This window comes from Streptomyces sp. DSM 116795, assembly GCF_055792905.1.
This window is the reverse complement of record NZ_CM147707.1, coordinates 5568326-5585323: the sequence shown is the minus strand read 5'-3', so window position 1 is coordinate 5585323 and position 16998 is coordinate 5568326. Positions and strand designations below refer to the sequence as shown.

The window sequence follows — 16998 nt, the reverse complement described above, 5'->3', positions numbered from 1 at the left end:
CAGGCGGTCCAGCGGAACGTGGCTTCCCCCTGGACCGCGCGGCCCCGCGCGGTTGCCCCTCGGGGCACCGCCCGGCGAAGAAGGCGCCGTGACCGGGGCGTTCGGTTCAAGGGTGCGTTGCACTGCGCGCAACGTGCGTTGCGGCCTGCGGTGTGCTGGGGGGAGGATGCGCACATGGCTCCCGCTCCCCCCGCCTCACCGTCGCCGTCGCCCGCCCCCTCGCTGCTCGACATGGCGCCCGTGATCCCCGTCGTCGTGCTGGAGAATGCCGCGGACGCCGTGCCCCTCGCCCGTGCCCTGGTCGCGGGCGGGCTGCCCGTCGTCGAGATCACGCTGCGTACGGCCGCGGCCGGCGAGGCGATCCGGGCGATCACCGCGGAGGTGCCGGAGGCGGTCGCCGGCGCGGGCACCGTACTCACGCCCGGTCAGGCGGAGGACGCGGTGGACGCCGGGGCCCGCTTCCTCGTCAGCCCCGGCTGGACGGAGCGCACGCTGGAGGCGATGCTCGGCAGCGGAGTGCCCGCGCTGCCCGGGGTCTCGACGGCGTCGGAGGTGGTCGCGCTGCTGGAGCGCGGCGTGAGCGAGATGAAGTTCTTCCCGGCGGAGGCGGCCGGCGGCACCGCATACCTCAAGGCACTCGCCTCGCCCCTCCCCCAGGCCCGGTTCTGCCCCACCGGCGGCATCGACGAGGCCCGGGCCGGGAGCTATCTGACGCTGCCCAACGTCGGCTGTGTGGGCGGCAGTTGGATGGTGCCGGCCGAGGCGCTGGCCGCGCGGGACTGGCCCCGCATCCAGCGCCTCGCGCGGGGCGCCGCCGCGCTGCGCGACTGACGGAGCCGCACCCGGCCACCGGCGCCACCGGCGGCGCAGGGCACCGCTCGCACGGCGGCCACAGCGCGCACCCGTGCGACACCGACACCGGTGCCGGCACCGGCTCCGCTCGCGCCCACCGCCACGGCGCGACCGCTCAGCGGAGGTGCCCGGTGTCGTTGAGCAGCCGCAGCGACGCGTTGCCGTCGGAGTAGTAGGCGATCGCCGAGAGGCAGGCCGCCGACAGCTCCATGCGGAACAGCGCGCTGGGCGGCGCTTCGAGGGCCAGCCGTACAAGCGTCTTGACCGGCGTGACGTGCGTGACGAGCAGCACCGTCCTGCCGGAGTAGCGGGCCAGCAGCCTGTCCCGCGTCACGGCGACGCGTTCCGCGACCGTCGCGAAGCTCTCACCGCCGCCGGTCGGCCGCGCCTCGGTGGACCCCAGCCACTTCTCCAGGTCGTCCGGGAAGCGTTCGCGCACCTCGGCGAAGGTGAGGCCCTCCCAGGCGCCGAAGTCGGCCTCGCGCAGGCCGTCGTCGACGCGGACCTTCAGCCCGGTGCGTTCCGCGACGGCGGACGCGGTCTCCTGGCAGCGGCGCATCGGGGAGCTGACCACGGCCTGGAGCGTCCCGCGTGCGGCCAGCGCCCCGGCCGCCGCGTACGCCTGGCGCCAGCCGCCCGTGGAGAGCTGCGGGTCGGTGCCGCCGCTGCCGGAGAAGCGCTTCTCGGGCGTGAGCGGCGTCTCGCCGTGCCGCAGCAGTACGAAGGTGGTGGGCGGCCCGAGGTCCGGGCCCCAGCCGCTGTGCGGAGCGGACTCCTCGGACGCGCTGCCGCCGCCCGCGCCCGTCTCGCCCGCACCGGACACGGCGGGGGCGCCCGGTATCGGCGCCCCTTCCGCTCCGCCGCCCCTTGCCTTCTCGTCCGCGGCGTCCAGCTCCGCCGTCGAGGCGCCGGCAGACCACTCCTCGCCCCGCTTGCCCGCGTCCATGGCCTCGTTGGCGAGCCGGTCCGCGTGCTTGTTCTCCGCGCGGGGAATCCACTCGTAGTCCTGCACAGCGCCCGGCGGGAAGATCCGCTGCGCCTCGGCGGCGAGCGGCCGCATGTCCGGGTGCTTGATCTTCCAGCGGCCGGACATCTGCTCCACGACGAGCTTGGAGTCCATGCGCACCCGCACAGCGGCGTGCGGATCCAGTTCGTACGCCGCGCTCAGGCCCGCGATCAGTCCCTTGTACTCGGCGACGTTGTTGGTGGCCACACCGATGAACTGGGCCGTCTCCCGCAGGACTTCGCCACTGTCCGCGTCCCGTACGACCGCGCCGTAACCGGCGGGCCCCGGGTTGCCGCGCGAGCCTCCGTCCGCCTCGACGACGAAGGTGCGGCCTCCGCGCCTGCCGGCCCCGCCCGCCATCAGAGCCCGGACTCGGGCGTACGGACCAGGACCCGGCGGCAGTTCTCGCACCGCAGCACGGTGTCCTCCGGGGCTTGGCGGACTTCATTGAGCTCAGTGATGTTCAACTCCAACTGGCAGCCTTCGCAACGCCGCTGGAAGAGCCGGGCCGCTCCGACGCCGCCTTGCTGCTCGCGGATCTTCTCGTACAGCTTCAGCAGATCCGCGGGCACCGCCCCGGCCGCCGTGTCGCGTTCCCCGCGGACGGCGCCCGCCTCGGCGTCGATCTCCTGCAGCGCCGCGTCGCGCCGTGCGACGGCGTCCTCGGTCTTGGCCTCCACGGCTTCGACGCGCTGTGCCAGCTCGGCCGCCCGCTCGGCGGCCGCCTCGTGCCGCTCCATGACCTCCAGGACGACGTCCTCCAGGTCTCCCTGACGCCTGGCGAGGGAGGCGATCTCGCTCTGCAGGTTCTCCAGGTCCTTCGGGTTGGTGACCTGACCGGAGTCGAGCCGCTTCTGGTCGCGCGCTGCACGCTGCCGCACCTGGTCGACGTCGGATTCGGCCTTGGTCTGCTCGCGTGCGGTGTCGCTCTCCTCCGTACGGGAGGCGACTAGCAGATCGCGGACCTGGAGGAGGTCCGCCTCCAGCGACTGGATCTCTTCGTGCTCCGGCAGGTTCTTGCGCTTGTGTGCGAGCTGCGTGAGTCGGGTGTCCAGGGCCTGGACGTCCAGCAGTCGGATCTGATCGGCGGGCGCGGCGTTCAGTTGGGGGCTCCCGTGGTGATGTCGTTGGAGGCGCTGCGGTCGGAATCGGAGGGGCCGCCGGAAGCGGCGGCAGGGGCGACGGCGCCGTGCGATGCCGCGTGTGCGGTCCAGGGGTCGGTGACCGTGCGCGAGACGTGCGTACGCAGGCCCCAGCCGTGGCGGTCGGAGATCTCGTCGAGCTGTGCGGCGGCCTGCTCGCACCACGGCCACTCCGTGGCGAAGTGCGCGGCGTCCAGCAGCGCGATCGGCGAGTGCTCACGGGCCTCGGAGGCAGGGTGGTGGCGCAGGTCGGCCGTCAGATAGGCGTCGGCGCCCGCCGCGCGCACCTCCTCGAAGAGCCCGTCCCCGGAGCCTCCGCAGACGGCGACAGTGCGGATCATGCGGTCCGGGTCGCCGGCGGCGCGGATGCCCTGCGCCGTGACGGGCAGCCGGTCCGCGGCCCACTCCGTCAGCTCCGACAGCCGCATGGGGCGCGGCGGTTCGCAGATGCGGCCCAGTCCGCGGCGGCCCGCGGTGTCCGTGTCGTCCGGCACGAGAGGGCGCAGCACGCGCAGGTCGAGCGCGCCGGCGAGGGCGTCGGAGACGCCGGGGTCGGCGGTGTCGGCGTTGGTGTGCGCGACGTGCAGGGCGACGCCGTGCCGGATCAGCGTGTGGACGACGCGGCCCTTGAAGGTGTCGGCGGCGACGGTCGTCGTGCCCCGCAGATACAGCGGGTGGTGCGTGACGAGCAGTTGGGCGCCCAGCTCGACGGCCTCGTAGGCGATCTCCTGGACGGGGTCGACGGCGAAGAGGACCCGGTCGGCCTGGGCCTCCGGGCTGCCGACGTCACCGCAGACGGTGCCGACGGCGTCCCACTGCTCGGCCCGCTCGCGCGGCCAGAGACCGTCGAGCGCGGCGATGACTTCGGAGAGTGCTGGCACGCGGGAAAGGCTACCTTCCGCCTCCGCCCGGCCGTCCGGTCACCGTCCCACCGGGCGACGGCGGCCCGCCACGGGTGACGGGCACGCGGCCACCGGAGCGCGCGAACCCCGTCACAGCCGCGCCGAACAGCGTGCGCAGCACACGCCCGACAGGTCGCGCAGGCAATTCGCACATCCGCCACTCATCCGCGTGAAGGGTCCGAACTCCGATTGTTCGGGCGGCAGTACGACACCTAGGTTCCTCACTGGAGGTGATCGACCCATGACTGCCTGTGCCCCCGAGAGCATCGTCACGGACAGCCGGACGGCAAGGCACTCCACGTTCACGATCGCAGCCGACGGCGCCTATGCGGCCCGGCTCAACGCGTCCGCGGAGGACGGCTGGTTCCCGGAGCGCTGGACCCTGGACGGCCCCGAGCCGTATGCGGTCCCGCTGCCCGGTGCCCGCCCCGAGGAGACCGGCAGCCAGGTGCTGCCGCTGACCGACGGAAGGGTCTTGATCGCCCGCCGCGAAGGCGGCGCACACAAGCTCGCCCTGCTCTACCCGACGGGTCCCGGCACGGGTGAACTCTGCCTGGGCGCGGTCGAGTCCGAGCGGCTCACGCTGCTGCCTCCCGCCCCGTGCGGACGGCGCGCGTACGCGCTCACGGCCGGCGAGCACACCACAGGCGTGTGGCTGGTCGCCGGCAGCAGTGAAGGGGTGCCCCAACTGGTCGCCGAGGTGCCGGGCCGCTGCGCGGGCGGTGCCTGGCTGGACCGCGAGGGCCGGCTGCTCGCCGTCGACCGTACGGACACCGGCGGCACCGGCCGCACCAAGACGGTCGCCGTCGACCTGGGCCGCGGAGGCGAGGTCAGCCCGCTGCTTCAGATCACCGACGAGAGCGACGACCGCCTGCTGCTTGCCGACGCGGACAGCGGCCTGCTGATCGTACGGTCGGACGCGCCCGGCGAATTCCGCCTGGGCTGGGGGGTGCTGGGGTCCCACCGGCCCGTCCGCTTCCCGGAATCCCTGCATCCCGAGGGGGCGATGCTCACGCCCTTCGCCGTGCAGCCGGGGCAGATGCTGCTGCCCGAGAGCTGTGCTGTGGCGCTGCACGGGCAGACGACCGGTGCGCGCGCGGGCGGTGCGTGGCTGGGCGTGTGGCGGCCGATGCAGAAGGAGTTGCGGCGCTTCCGGGCTCCCGGCGGCTGGCTGCCGGGCAAGGGAGTGTGGACGCGCGAGGGCGAACTCCGGCTGCCCTGCGCGACCGCGCATGCGCCGTGCGGGCTGGCGCGGCTGCGGATGCGGGGCAGGAGCCCGGACGTCGAGGCAGGAGCGACCGTCGCCGGCACCGGGACGGGCGAAAGCCTGGGCGCGGGCGTGGACTTGAGCGTGAGCGTGCGGTCGGGCCCGACCGCGGAGACGGGCACGGGCGGTTCTCCGGGCGGTCTTCCGGGCGCTGCTTCGGGCGGAGCCTCGGACGCTGCTCCGGGCGGTCCGGGGGGCAACAGTGATGTCGGCGGTTCGCATGCGGAGGGGCCGGCCGAGGGGTCCGGCTCCGCTCCGGGGGCGGCCTCCGAGGCTGCACAGCGGGAGGCCCGCGAGGCCGTCCGTGGCGAAGAGGCTCCGCCCGCCGAAGGCGGCTCCCCTGCCGTCCCGCCGTCCGGACAGGGCGCGGCGGCAAGGGCGTTGCCGCCCGGAGCGCTGCCCCCGGAGCTTCCGCCGATGCGGGATGCGCCGATGCGGGAGGCATCGCCGAGGGATGCGCCGATGCGGCTGCCGGCACCGGCGCCGGTGGCGCGGGACGTTGGGGTGGCCGGCCCCGGCGGAGATCCCGGAGCCGCGGGGGCGCAGCCGGCCGGTGAAGCGCCCACGACTGCCGTTCCTTCCCCGTCCGCAGGCCCGCCTGCCGGCCCGTCCGCAGGTCCGTCAGTGGGCCAGTCCGCAGGCCCGTCTGCCGGCTCGCCTGTCGCCGTCACGGAGCCATGCGTACGGCGCAAGCCGGTGCCGCTCCAGGACGCCCCGCTCGCCACAGCGCTCCATGACGCCGTCGTCCGCGCGAGGACGGCGTGAGCAGGCCGAGTTCGCCAAGTACCCTTCGTGAGACTCTGACCGGGTACCAAGCAGCAATGTGATCCACGGAGTTACCCGCGATGTCCGAGACCCAGGCCGGGACCGAAACGCGAAGCAGTCAGGCGTCGAGCGGCTCAGGCAAGCACAGAGGGCAGGCCGCGCCCGGCGGGGAGGAGTCCGGGCAGCACTCCAAGGGGCGTCACCGGCGTCCGCCGCAGCAGAGCGAGCCGGAGTAGCAACGCGGCCCCTGGACACCGCGCCTGACGGTCACATGAGGCGAACGCCTCCTGCTCGCAAGGGAGTTCGCGGCCGGGCACACGCCGCAGGGGCGACGCTGCTGCGGGCGGCGTCAGGAGTGTGTGACGACGGCGCCGGTCAGCACGGGGGCGTCGTCCCGTTCGACGGCGGTGACGGACAGCAGCACGCGCCCCGGCTCTCCCGCCGCCACGTCCCCTTCCCCTTCCCCGCCCCGGTCGCCCTGCCCGTCGGCGGGCTCGGTCCACATCCGTACGCGCAGCGTCTCGCCGGGGAAGACGACACCGGCGAAGCGTGTGCGGTAACTCCCCACCCGGGTCACGTCCCCGCCGAGCACGGTGTCGACCACGGCCTTCAGCACCATTCCGTACGAGCAGAGGCCGTGCAGGATCGGCCTGTCGAAGCCCGCGAGCGCCGCGAACTCCGGGTCGGCGTGCAGCGGATTCCAGTCGCCGGAGAGACGGTAGAGCAGCGCCTGGTCCTCCCGGATGCCGCGGCGGACCTCCCGGTCGGGGGTCCGTGCGGGCGGCCCGGACTCGGCCGACGGCCCCCGTTCGCCGCCGAAGCCGCCCTCGCCTTTCACGAACATCTCCGCTCGTGAAGTCCACAACGGGCCGTCGTCGTCGGCTGCTTCGGAACGCAGCACGATGACGGCGGCCTTGCCCTTGTCGTACACGGCGGTGACGGAAGAGGTCTGCGTCGCGCTTCCCGCGGCCGGAAGGGGCCGGTGCGTCTCGACGCTCTGACCGCCGTGCAGCACGGCGGCGAGATCCACGTCGACACCGGGCGCCGCCAGCCCCCCGACCACTCCCGTCCCCCCGCCCGCCACGGTGGCGAAGCTCGGCAGCACGTGGAGCCGGCTCTCCAGCGTGTAGCGCAGCTCTCGCGGGTCCGTCGCGGGAACACCCGCCCCGAGTCCGAGGTGGTACAGCTGAACGTCCTTGTGTTCCCAGGTGATCCGCGTGCTGCTGGGCCCGGCGGACAGCGCCCGCTCCACGTCGATCGGCATCGCTCCTCAGCTCCTTCCCACCTGCGGAGGATAGCCAGGGGTCGCGGGTCCGGGCCGTGCCGCCCGGCCGCGGCCCGGACCCGCACCGCCGGCACGGCCTCTACACAACCGGCGCCGCAGGGTGAAGACTTCGGTGTCCGGAGGGATTCGGAAACGTCGGGGGGACCGGACACGTCGGGGCGACCGGGTGCGCCGAGGAAAGCGGCAGGCGTCCGGCAGTCGTTCGGCAGTCGTCGGCGAACCGGCCCGCAGAGCAGCCAGGGGGAAATCTTGGACCTGAACGGAAAGGCCGGCCAGCACGCCGGCGGTGAGATCGATACGAGCGTTCCGCACTCGGCGCGCATCTGGAACTACTGGCTCGGCGGCAAGGACAACTACGTGGCCGACCGCGAGGCGGGCGAGCAGTACCGTCAGGCCTTCCCCGGCATCGACGAACTCGCCCGCGCCTCCCGCTACTTCCTCGTCCGCACCATCCGCTTCCTGGCCGCCGAGGCCGGCGTGCGGCAGTTCCTCGACGTCGGTACGGGCCTGCCCACCGTCGACAACACGCACGAGGTCGCACAGCGGGAGGCCCCGGACGCCCGCATCGTCTACGTCGACAACGACCCGCTGGTCCTCGTACACGCGAATGCGCTGCTCACCAGCTCACCGGAGGGCAGGACGTCGTACATCGAGGCCGATCTGCGGGATCCGGCGACGGTGATCGCCGGTGCCCGGGAGACCCTCGACCTGTCCAGACCGGTCGCGCTCATCCTCAGCGGAGTCCTCGGCCACATCGGAAACCACGCGGAGGCCTGCGGGATCATCCGCGGTCTCATGTCCGAGCTGCCGTCCGGGAGTTACCTCTCCCACAACGACGGCATCGATGAGAACCCGGACACCAACGCGGCGCAGGACGACTACAACGACTCCGGTGCCGTGCCCTACGTGCTGCGTTCGCCGGAGCAGATCCGCGCCTACTACGAGGGGCTGGAACTCGTGCCGCCGGGCGTGGTGCGCATCAACCTGTGGCGTCCCGACGTCGGCGAGGACGACGTCCCGGAAGCGGCGGCGTACGGGGGCGTCGGCCGCAAGCCGTGAGCACGCACGAGGCGGGGACCGGGGCCGGGACCGGGAGCGGCGCGTCAGCTCTCGCCGCGGACCATCGGCCTGGGACTCCCGGTGCCGGCGGCCGTACCGTCGTCCCGGTCCGCGTCCCCGTCCCCGTCCTTGTCCGTCTCCCCGTCCTTGTCCGTCTCCCCGTCCTTGTCCGCGTCCGCTTCCCCCTCTCCCACCGTGCCCTCACGGCCGGAGCGCGGGAGGACGAACAGCACGAGCGCCGCGCACAGCACGAGGGCGGCGGCGGCGCTGAGGAAGGCCAGCCCGTAACCGGATGCCAGCGTCCGGGGATCGGCGGCATCCCCGATACGGGCTGCGGCGATGGTGGAGAACACCGCGAGGCCGAGTGAACCACCCATCGTCCGCGCCGTGTTGAACAGCCCGGAGACCAGTCCCGCATCTCCGTGCGCCACTCCCGACATGGCCACCGACGCCAGCGGCGTGCCCGCGATGCCACCGCCGAGCGCCATCAGCACGCCCGGGCCCGTGACGGTCGCCAGGAAGCCGCCGCCCGCGTGCATCCCGCTCTGCCACAGGCAGCCGGCGCCTGCCAGCACCACCCCCGCCAGGGCAACGTTCCGTGCCCCGAACCGCACCATCAGCCGCGGTGCGGCCTTCGATCCGAGCACGATGCTCAGCGACTGCGGAATGAACCCGAGCCCGGCCTCCAGCGGCGTGTAGTGCAGCACGTTCTGCATGTAGAGCGACATGAAATACCACATGCAGAACAGGGCACCGCCGCAGACGAACATCGCCCCGTTGGCCGCCGAGACGGCTCTGCTGCGGAAGAGCCGCAGCGGCACCAGCGGTGCCTTCGTACGCGCCTCGACCGCGATGAACACCGCGAGCAGAGCCAGGCCCGCCGCCAGCGGCCACAGCACGGACGGCGCCGTCCAGCCCACGGCCTCCGTCCGTACGATGCCCCAGGCCAGTGTCCCCAGCCCCAGCGTGACGAGCAGCGCACCCGGGAGGTCCAGGCGGCGCCCGGCCCGCGCGTCCCGGCCCTCCGAGACCCACACGGCGGCGGCCAGCAGCACGACGGCGCCCACGGGGACGTTGATCAGCAGCACCCAGCGCCACGACAGCGCGTCGGTCAGCACGCCGCCGACGAGGCCGCCCGCCGCTCCCCCGCCCGCGCCGACGGCGCTCCATGTGGCGATCGCGCGCGTACGGGCGCGGCCGGGCGGAAAGGCCGTGGTGAGGATCGTCAGCGTGGCCGGTGCCAGCACGGCGGCTCCCGTGCCCTGCAGCGCACGGGCCGCCAGCAGGTGCCACGGCTGCTGCGCGAGGCCGCCGAGGAGGCTGGCCGCGGTGAACAGCGCGAGCCCCAGCAGGAACGTCCGCTTCCGGCCGAAGATGTCGGCTGCCCGTCCGCCCAGCAGCATCAGCCCCGCGAAGGCCAGGGTGTAGCCGTTGAGGACCCACTGCAGTCCGGCGGCGTCCATGCCCAGGTCGGTCCGCATGGACGGCAGCGCGACGTTGACCACCGAGACGTCGAGCACCACGAGGAACTGCCCGGCGCAGGCGGCGAGTACCACCGCCCACAGTCGTACGGGGGCGCCTGAGCCGTCGCCGGCGGCGGCCGGTCCGGCGCCGGAGCCGGGGACGGGCCCGGCGTCGGGGACGGCGGCCGAGTCGCCGTCGGGCACGGAGGGGACCTTGTCTGTCATCGCCGACATGCTCGCAGGTACCCGCACGGACGCCCACCGGATAACGCGGCGACGAGGACGGTGACGGACCGCGTCGTTGCGAGCCGGGCTCCCGGCCGGCTCTGTCAGCGGCTAGAGGCGGCAGCCGGTGAGGAGTTGGTCGAGATTGCGGCGGGCGAGTGGCTCCAGTGCGATGGTTCCGCTGCTGTCGGTCCAGCTCTCGACCGCGACTCTCAAGGCGGTCACGGTTGCGGCGGCCACGAGCCGGACGCGGGGACTGTCGGGGTGGTCTTCGCAGCGTTCCGCGAGGAAGCCGCGGAGCAAGTGCTCGAAGTCGGTCAGCACCCTGAGGTAGCTGCCGGCCAGGGCGGGTGTGCGGGCGAGCAGACGGGTCCTGATGAGCTGCGTGTCGCGGTCGCTCTCGAAGAACGCCGCGGCTTCGCTGAGGGGCGCGGACAGCGACTCGTGCAGCGACTCTCCGGGTGGCCGTCGGCGCAGCTGCTCGGCGGCGCGGCCGAGCCCCTCTCTCGAACCGGCGAGCACGACGTCTTCCTTGGAGGAGAAATAACGGAAGAACGTCCGGCGCGAGATGAGGACGGCGTCGCAGATGCCGTCGATCGTCGTGGCCTCGTACCCGCGGTCGACGAACAACCGCAGGCCGGTGTCCTCGATGGACGCCCGCGTCAGCGCCTTCTTGCGTTCCCGCAGGCTCATGAACCCCCCTCTGGATGGGACCGCGTTCGCAAATCAACAGGCTAGCCTCCCGATTGACAAATGGCACTCAGTGGCGTTTTCCTCTGAGAGGCAGATCACTGATCTGCACACCAGCGCATCCCGAGGACGAGGCGGCGGCAGCCGCAGACTTCGGCAGCCGTCCAGAGAAGAAGGGGTTCACGTGACTGAGGAGCGACGACAGGGTCAGACCGTTTCTGTCGAGGACGCCGATTTCGACGCGTTCTATCGGGGCGAACGGCCACTCGCAGGCCCGCCGGTGGACTTCGGTGGCTGCGTCCCGTGGGACATCGGAGAGCCGCAGCCGGTGCTGGTCGGACTGGAACGTGACGGGCAGATCCGCGGCGAGGTACTCGACGCCGGATGCGGTACGGGTGACAACTCGCTGTTCCTCACCAAACGCGGCTATCAGGTAACCGGGTTCGACGGCGCACCGACCGCGCTCAAGCTGGCACGGCAGCGTGCACGGGACCGTGGGCTGGACCCCCACTTCGTGGAGGCGGACGCGACCCGGCTGGACGGCCTCGAGCAGCGGTTCGACACGATCCTGGACAGCGCGCTCTATCACTGCCTCGGCGACGAGCAGCGACGTGAGTACAGCGCGGCCCTGCATCGCGTCGCCAAGCCAGGCGCGCATCTGCACCTGTTCTGCTTCTCCGACGCCGAACCCGAGAAGTCGCTGTTCTCCGTCAGCCAGGACGACTTGCGCGCCAATCTGGGGCAGCACTGGGACATCACGAGCATCACGCCCGCGAATTACACCAGTTCCTTCACCCGTGAAACCGCCGGGCGTCTGTTCAGCCAGCCCGCCTTCCAGGAGACGGGCGCTCCACTCAACCCGGACAGGCTCGACACCGACGAGCAGGGACGCATCCTGCTGCCCGTCTGGTATCTCCACGCAGCACGAAGCTGACGCTCTCCCGAGCAAGCCACTCGTGGGTTCCCGTCGACGCGGACCGCGCGCTCCGCTGCCCGGTCACTTGCTCTGGCGTCGCTTGCTCCCCGCGTCACTTGCTCTCGCGCTCGTCCGCCGGCTCCCAGAGCGCGTGTTCGCGGCGCGCCCACGCGCGGTCGGCCCTGCCGGTGCGCATGGCCCGGCGGGCCTCGGGGTGTGCCACCGCCATCGCCACGTGCGCGGCGAGTACGGCGCCGATGGCCAGAGCGAGCCAGTCGTGGACGAACGTCGCACTCGTACGCCACTGCAGCGGCGCGAGCCCGGTGAACCACATGAGCAGCCCGGTCCCCGCCATCACCAGTACGGCGCCCGCGGTCCAGGCGGCGAAGACCTTCTGCCCGGCGTTGAACTTGCCAGCGTCCCGGCCCCAGTCCTCGCCCACCGGCGGGTACGGGCGGCGGGCGCGCCGGGCCCGCCGCAGCCAGCGCCGGTCGTGCGGTCCGAACCGGTTGAGGCGGCGCAGATCGGCGCGCAGCGCGCGCGAGGCCAGACCTGCCAGCACCGGCGCGGGCAGCAGCAGCCCGGACCATTCGTGCAGGGTCACCATGAGGGCGCGGCGTCCGGCGAGTTGAGCGAGCCCGGGTACGTAGAGGCAGAGGGCGGTGCCCACGCACACGGCCATGAGGAGGCTGGTGGTGCGGTGGCACCAGCGCACGGCCCGCGTGAAGCGCAGCACGTCCGGGGACGGAGCCCCCGTACCGGTCGAGGCAGGGTTCGGAGGCGCGGTCGAGGCAGGGTTCGAGGCCGGGTTCGAGGCCGGGTTCGAGACCGCGGGGGTCTGCCCGTCAGGCGGCTGTCGGAGCATCGTCACGTCCGTTCGAGCTGCCGACCCAGCCGTCCACGGCGTAGCCGCGCTTCTCCCAGTAGCCGGGCTCCACTTCGCGGGTGAGCTCGATGCCCGAGAGCCACTTCGCCGACTTGTAGAAGTACATCGGTGCGACGTACAGCCGTACCGGGCCGCCGTGTTGGTGGCTTACGGGCTTGTCCTGCATGCCCAGCGCGATCAGTACGTCGTCACGCCGCGCCTGCTTCAGCGTCAGGCTCTCGCTGTAGATCCCGTCGAAACAGGTGAAACGGACGGCGGTGGCCTCCGGACGCACACCGGCCAGATCGAGGACGTGGGAGAGGCGTACGCCTTCGAAAGGCGTGCTCGGCACGCGCCAGCCCGTCACGCACTGCACGTCGCGCACGATGCGGTGCTGCGGCATTCCGCGCAGCTCCTCGAGGCCGTAGCGGGCGGGGCGTTCGACGAGGCCGCCGACGGTGAGTTCGTAGTCGCGAGGCCCGCGGCGCGGAACGGAGGTGGCCACCGAGTAGTAGCGGAATCCGCCCCCGTTGGGCAGCAGGCCCGTCACGCCGGTCGGGTCCTTGCCGGACACGGCGCTCAGGACGCTCTCCGTGCCGCGTTGCACGTACGGCGCGGTGACCAGCCCCGCCGCGCCCAGCCCGAGCATGCCGAGCACCAGGCGCCGGCCGACCGGGGAGCCCTCGCCGTCGGCGGACGTGCCGGGCGGGACGGGGGCATCGGCGGTGCCGGGGCTTCCGGGGCCTCCGGCAGAGCCGGCGTCGCCGCCGGTGTGGGCTGAATCGGCTGTCTCCACAGCACGATTCGAGCACTGCGGGCCGCGCGGCGCCAGTGCCCCCGTAGGACCGTCAGACTTCCGTCATCTGCCGCCCCCGCCCGGTCCCGCCCCGCCCGCCGGGCCCGCGCAAGGGCGCCCGGCAGCCGTGAGGCAGCATGAACTGCCACGTCACACCGCCGTCTCCCGCCCCCGAAGGAGCCCGAACCGCATGAGCCAGCCCCCCGCGGAGCCGCAGCCGCCCCGTGCCCCGGCGCAGGCCCCGGCACCGGCCCCGGAGACGTTCGCCGCGTTCGAAGCGGCGAAGGGCTTCATGCCGGCCGACGAGGGCCTGGCCTTGTACGCGGCGGCCGCCGAGGCCGCGCGGCTCGGGCTGCCGCTGCTGGAGGTCGGCACCTACTGCGGCCGCTCCACGCTCCTCCTCGCCGACGCCGCACGCGCCGCCGGAGTCACCGCCGTAACCGTCGACCACCACCGCGGCAGCGAGGAGCAGCAGCCGGGCTGGGAATACCACGACCCGGACGTGGTCGACCCGCACACCGGCCTGATGGACACCCTCCCCGCGTTCCGCCGCACGCTGCAGGCGGCAGGCCTGGAGGAGCACGTCGTCGCCGTCGTCGGCCGCTCGCCGCGCGCCGCCGCGCTGTGGGGCCGTCCGCTGGGCCTCGTCTTCATCGACGGCGGCCATACGGACGAGCACGCCACCGCCGACTACGAAGGCTGGGTGCCGCATCTCACGCGCGGCGGGCTGCTGGTGGTGCACGACGTCTTCCCGGACCCGGCCGACGGTGGTCAGGCGCCTTACCGCATCTACCGGCGGGCGCTCGATTCCGGTGCGTTCAGGGAGGTTTCGGCGACGAGGTCGCTGCGGGTTCTGCGACGTACGGACGCAGCGGTCGGATCGGGCGGCTAGCATCCTGGACGTGTCCAACGGAAGCCCCACCCCGCCCGATCCGTCTCACTCCGGAACCGGCCCCGGTGCCGGCACCCGGTGGTCCCCGGAGCCGCGGCGGTCCCGCCGGCTGGGCATGCGCCTGCTGATCACACTGGGGGTGCTGATACCGACGTCGTTCGCGGGCTGGCTGGTGTGGCAGTCCGCTGACCAGTCGGCAGGGGCGGGGAAGCCCGGGCCGACGCTGGTGCCGCTGCCGGACGACTCGCGGGAGGATTCCGGTTCCGGGGCGTCCGGGGGCGATCCGGCCGGTGGGAGCGGTTCGCAGGACGGACGCGGCGGCAAGAGCCTGGCCGGCATGACCGTCGTCCTCGACCCGGGCCACAACCCCAACAACCGCCGTCACACCGCCGAGATCAGCCGCAGCGTGAACATCGGCACCGGCCGCAAGGCGTGCGACACCACCGGTACGGCCACCGCCTCCGGCTACTCCGAGGCGGAATTCACGCTCGATCTGGCCCGCCGCGTACGGGCCGGTCTGCGCGAGCGCGGCGCGACGGTGGAGCTGACGCACCAGGGGCGCAGGCCGTGGGGGCCGTGCGTGAACGCCCGTGCCGAGGCGGGCAACCGGGCGGACGCCGACGCCGTCGTCTCACTGCACGCCGACGGAGCACCGTCCGGCGCACGGGGCTTCCATGTGATCCTCCCGGAGTCGGTGAACGAGGGGAAGGCCGACACCAGGGCCATAGCCGGCCCTTCGCGCAACCTGGGTCGTGAACTGGCCGACACCTTCCGCGAGTTCACGGGATCGAAGCCCGCCGCCTACGCCGGGGACGGCGAAGGCACCGACACACGCGGCGACTTGGGCGGGCTCAACCTCACCCGCGTACCCAAGGTCTTCCTGGAGTGCGGCAACATGCGCGACCCGCAGGACGCCGCCGATCTGACCGACCGGAAATGGCGTGACCGCGCCGCGCGCGGCGTGGTGGAAGGTATCGCGGGATTCCTCGCGAAGAAGCCCTGAAGGCACCGCGAAGACGCCGCCGAAAGCACCCCCGAAGCACCCCTGGACCACCATCCTGCGCTGAAGTCGCCCCGCCGGGGCGGTCACTGGACCCATCCGTACGATGGGGTGCTACCCCGGCAGAGACCACAGACCGTATGAAACCTACTAAGGACGCTAAGTGAACATCCGCTCGCTCACACGAGGCGATGGCGCGGTGATCGGGGCAGCGCTGCTGCTGCTGATCGCTTCCTTCTTCCCGTTCTTCGACTTCGACGGAGACTGCCCCGTCGATTCCTGCAGCGTGTCCGCCTGGTCGCGCGTCACGCTTCCGATGCTGCCGACCGTGCATCTGCTCGGTCTCGTCGCCGCGGCGCTGTTCGTCGCCGCCCGTCTGCTGCCGGAAGGCCGGAAGCTGCTGGGGCTGGCCCTGGACCAGTGGGGGATGGTGCTCTGCCTGGTCGTCGGCTGGGCCGGCATCTGGTCGCTGGTCGCTGTCCTCATCCCGACCCTGGATACGCCGGGTGCCGCCGCCGATCCGAACGAGAACTGGACGCTGGCCGCCGGTGCTTACCTCACTCTCGTCCTCGCCCTCGCGCTGGCGGCGGCCGGCGCCCTGAGCACGACGCTCGCCGCGCTGAAGGCCCCGCTGCTCCCTGCTCCCAAGCCCGCTCCGTACGGCGCGCCGCAGCAGGGCGCCTACGGTTACCCGGGTGGGCCTCAGCCGGGCCAGCCGGGCCAGCCGGGCCCGTACGGCGGCCAGCCGCAGGGCGGTTACGGCTACCCCGGCGGACCGCAGCAGGGACATCCGGGGCAGCCCGGCCCGGCGCAGGGGGGAGCGCCGGGGCAGCCCGGCGCTCAGCAGGCACAGCCCGGAGGCCCGGCGGCAGGCGGGGGCGCCCCGGACCCGAACTTCCAGCCGTTCTGGTTCGCCGTGCCGGTCACCCGGCCGCTCTTCGGCGAGGACGGCGCTCCCCAGCCCGTGGCCGAACTGGCCCCCGGTACCTGGTACTTGGCCGTGGAGCAGCGCGGTCAGGCGCTCATCGCCCAGACCCAGGACGGTCGCCGCGGCGTCCTGCAGGACACCTCGGGCATCCAGCGCGGCTGAGTCCCTGCCTTTACGAAAACGGCCCCTCCTCCCGGCCGGCCCGGGGAGAGGGGCCGTTCCGTTGTCCCGGCGCGGCTCCCGCCGGGTTCGCGCCGTCAAACAGGCCCTGGAAGTCCTCACTCTGCAGCGAGGCGGAACCGCTTGGTGCCTGATGATTGGTGGAGTTGTCCAGGCGGTTCGCGCCGTCGGGACCGCCCACACTCGCCGACGAATCACTGAGACCGGACTTCGGAAGACGGAGAAAGAGGATGAGCCCGATCCAGATCCCACAAGCACTCGGACGGCCTTCATACGGTTCGGAGAAGGAAATCTGGCGCACCCTTTGCGCGTACTGCGAGGCCATTGACGCTGCCGATCTCGACGGAGTCGCCAGACTCTGGGAGCACGGGACGTGGCCTTTTGCGGGCGAGCCGGGCTCGGAGCCGGTACGCCGCTGGCTTGATGACCACGTGATCCTTCACGACGGGCGAACCCACACCAAGCACCAGCTCACGAACGTCGTGATCGACGTCGACGAAGAGGCAGGAAACGCCTCATTCACGAGCTGCGCCAGCATCTGGCAGGCCCTTCCGGACTTCCCGCTGCAACCGATCATCTATGCGCGCTTCAACGGCACCTTTGAACGCTTGGATGGACGGTGGTGGTGGAGGACGCTTGAGGTAGTGCCGGACCTGATCGGTGATACCAGCCGACATGTTCGCGGGTGAAGGAAGGTGGCACAGGGGAGGCCCGGAATCCCTTTCGGCAGGCCCGCAGTCATGTTTGCCGGTTGAGCCGTTCTGC

At 72.6% G+C, this 16998-nt stretch carries 17 protein-coding genes; 9 read left to right on the top strand and 8 right to left on the bottom strand.

The window, feature by feature from the left end; genetic code table 11:
• Positions 1-174: 174 nt before the first annotated feature.
• The gene (eda, locus tag ACSMXX_RS24095) at positions 175-831 is read left to right on the top strand and encodes a bifunctional 4-hydroxy-2-oxoglutarate aldolase/2-dehydro-3-deoxy-phosphogluconate aldolase (RefSeq protein ID WP_473180779.1); all 657 of its coding nucleotides are present in this window, start codon (positions 175-177) and stop codon (positions 829-831) included.
• A gap of 136 nt (positions 832-967) precedes the next feature.
• Here the strand turns inward: eda and ACSMXX_RS24090 are convergent, their stop codons facing one another.
• From ACSMXX_RS24090 to ACSMXX_RS24080, 3 genes are read right to left on the bottom strand one after another with little or no spacing between them, the layout of a single operon-like run.
• A complete protein-coding gene (locus ACSMXX_RS24090; protein ID WP_473184938.1) occupies positions 968-2218 on the bottom strand; it encodes a bifunctional RNase H/acid phosphatase in 1251 nt (416 codons plus the stop codon).
• Positions 2218-2961, bottom strand: coding sequence for a zinc ribbon domain-containing protein (locus ACSMXX_RS24085; protein WP_473184937.1), 744 nt, complete (start codon positions 2959-2961; stop codon positions 2218-2220). Before ACSMXX_RS24085 ends, ACSMXX_RS24090 begins: the two co-directional genes overlap by 1 nt.
• Positions 2958-3881 carry a Nif3-like dinuclear metal center hexameric protein gene (locus tag ACSMXX_RS24080; protein ID WP_473180778.1) on the bottom strand — a complete coding sequence of 308 codons (924 nt, stop codon included), beginning with the start codon at positions 3879-3881 and terminating at the stop codon, positions 2958-2960. The genes ACSMXX_RS24085 and ACSMXX_RS24080 overlap by 4 nt, the downstream gene beginning before the upstream one ends.
• A 262-nt stretch (positions 3882-4143) precedes the next feature.
• Here ACSMXX_RS24080 and ACSMXX_RS24075 point away from each other — a divergent pair, with 262 nt between their 5' ends.
• On the top strand, positions 4144-5934 hold the full coding sequence (locus ACSMXX_RS24075) for a hypothetical protein (RefSeq protein ID WP_473180777.1): 1791 nt from the start codon (positions 4144-4146) through the stop codon (positions 5932-5934).
• Positions 5935-6014: 80 nt separating this feature from the next.
• Positions 6015-6170: a hypothetical protein gene (locus ACSMXX_RS24070; RefSeq protein WP_473180776.1), complete on the top strand. Its 156-nt coding sequence runs from the start codon at positions 6015-6017 to the stop codon at positions 6168-6170.
• A gap of 113 nt (positions 6171-6283) precedes the next feature.
• On the opposite strand, the gene ACSMXX_RS24065 is transcribed toward ACSMXX_RS24070, so the two are convergent.
• The gene (locus ACSMXX_RS24065) at positions 6284-7198 is read right to left on the bottom strand and encodes a MaoC/PaaZ C-terminal domain-containing protein (RefSeq protein WP_473180775.1); all 915 of its coding nucleotides are present in this window, start codon (positions 7196-7198) and stop codon (positions 6284-6286) included.
• Positions 7199-7465: 267 nt separating this feature from the next.
• On the opposite strand from ACSMXX_RS24065, the gene ACSMXX_RS24060 reads away from it, so the two are divergent.
• Positions 7466-8278 (top strand): SAM-dependent methyltransferase, encoded by an 813-nt coding sequence (locus tag ACSMXX_RS24060; RefSeq protein WP_473184936.1) that lies wholly within the window; start codon positions 7466-7468, stop codon positions 8276-8278.
• Positions 8279-8322: 44 nt separating this feature from the next.
• Here the strand turns inward: ACSMXX_RS24060 and ACSMXX_RS24055 are convergent, their stop codons facing one another.
• Together ACSMXX_RS24055 and ACSMXX_RS24050 are read right to left on the bottom strand one after the other, a co-directional pair.
• Positions 8323-9966, bottom strand: coding sequence for an MFS transporter (locus ACSMXX_RS24055; RefSeq protein ID WP_473180774.1), 1644 nt, complete (start codon positions 9964-9966; stop codon positions 8323-8325).
• Between the two features lie 111 nt (positions 9967-10077).
• Complete coding sequence (locus ACSMXX_RS24050) at positions 10078-10659, bottom strand: acyl-CoA-like ligand-binding transcription factor (protein ID WP_473180773.1); 582 nt, start codon at positions 10657-10659, stop codon at positions 10078-10080.
• Between the two features lie 181 nt (positions 10660-10840).
• Between ACSMXX_RS24050 and ACSMXX_RS24045 the strand changes: the two genes are divergently transcribed.
• Entirely contained in the window at positions 10841-11590 is a 750-nt protein-coding gene (locus ACSMXX_RS24045) for a class I SAM-dependent methyltransferase (protein ID WP_473180772.1), read from the top strand.
• A 94-nt stretch (positions 11591-11684) separates the two neighbouring features.
• Here the strand turns inward: ACSMXX_RS24045 and ACSMXX_RS24040 are convergent, their stop codons facing one another.
• Together ACSMXX_RS24040 and ACSMXX_RS24035 are read right to left on the bottom strand one after the other, a co-directional pair.
• Positions 11685-12308 carry a cytochrome b/b6 domain-containing protein gene (locus tag ACSMXX_RS24040; RefSeq protein ID WP_473184935.1) on the bottom strand — a complete coding sequence of 208 codons (624 nt, stop codon included), beginning with the start codon at positions 12306-12308 and terminating at the stop codon, positions 11685-11687.
• A 109-nt stretch (positions 12309-12417) separates the two neighbouring features.
• Entirely contained in the window at positions 12418-13098 is a 681-nt protein-coding gene (locus ACSMXX_RS24035; protein ID WP_473184934.1) for a molybdopterin-dependent oxidoreductase, read from the bottom strand.
• Between the two features lie 325 nt (positions 13099-13423).
• Here ACSMXX_RS24035 and ACSMXX_RS24030 point away from each other — a divergent pair, with 325 nt between their 5' ends.
• The 4 genes from ACSMXX_RS24030 to ACSMXX_RS24015 all read left to right on the top strand — a co-directional run bounded on the left by ACSMXX_RS24030 (position 13424) and on the right by ACSMXX_RS24015 (position 16922).
• Entirely contained in the window at positions 13424-14125 is a 702-nt protein-coding gene (locus ACSMXX_RS24030) for a class I SAM-dependent methyltransferase (protein ID WP_473180771.1), read from the top strand.
• 10 nt (positions 14126-14135) lie between these two features.
• Positions 14136-15128: an N-acetylmuramoyl-L-alanine amidase gene (locus ACSMXX_RS24025; protein ID WP_473180770.1), complete on the top strand. Its 993-nt coding sequence runs from the start codon at positions 14136-14138 to the stop codon at positions 15126-15128.
• 160 nt (positions 15129-15288) lie between these two features.
• Entirely contained in the window at positions 15289-16215 is a 927-nt protein-coding gene (locus ACSMXX_RS24020; protein ID WP_473180769.1) for a hypothetical protein, read from the top strand.
• 248 nt (positions 16216-16463) lie between these two features.
• Entirely contained in the window at positions 16464-16922 is a 459-nt protein-coding gene (locus ACSMXX_RS24015) for a nuclear transport factor 2 family protein (protein ID WP_473180768.1), read from the top strand.
• Positions 16923-16998 lie beyond the last annotated feature (76 nt).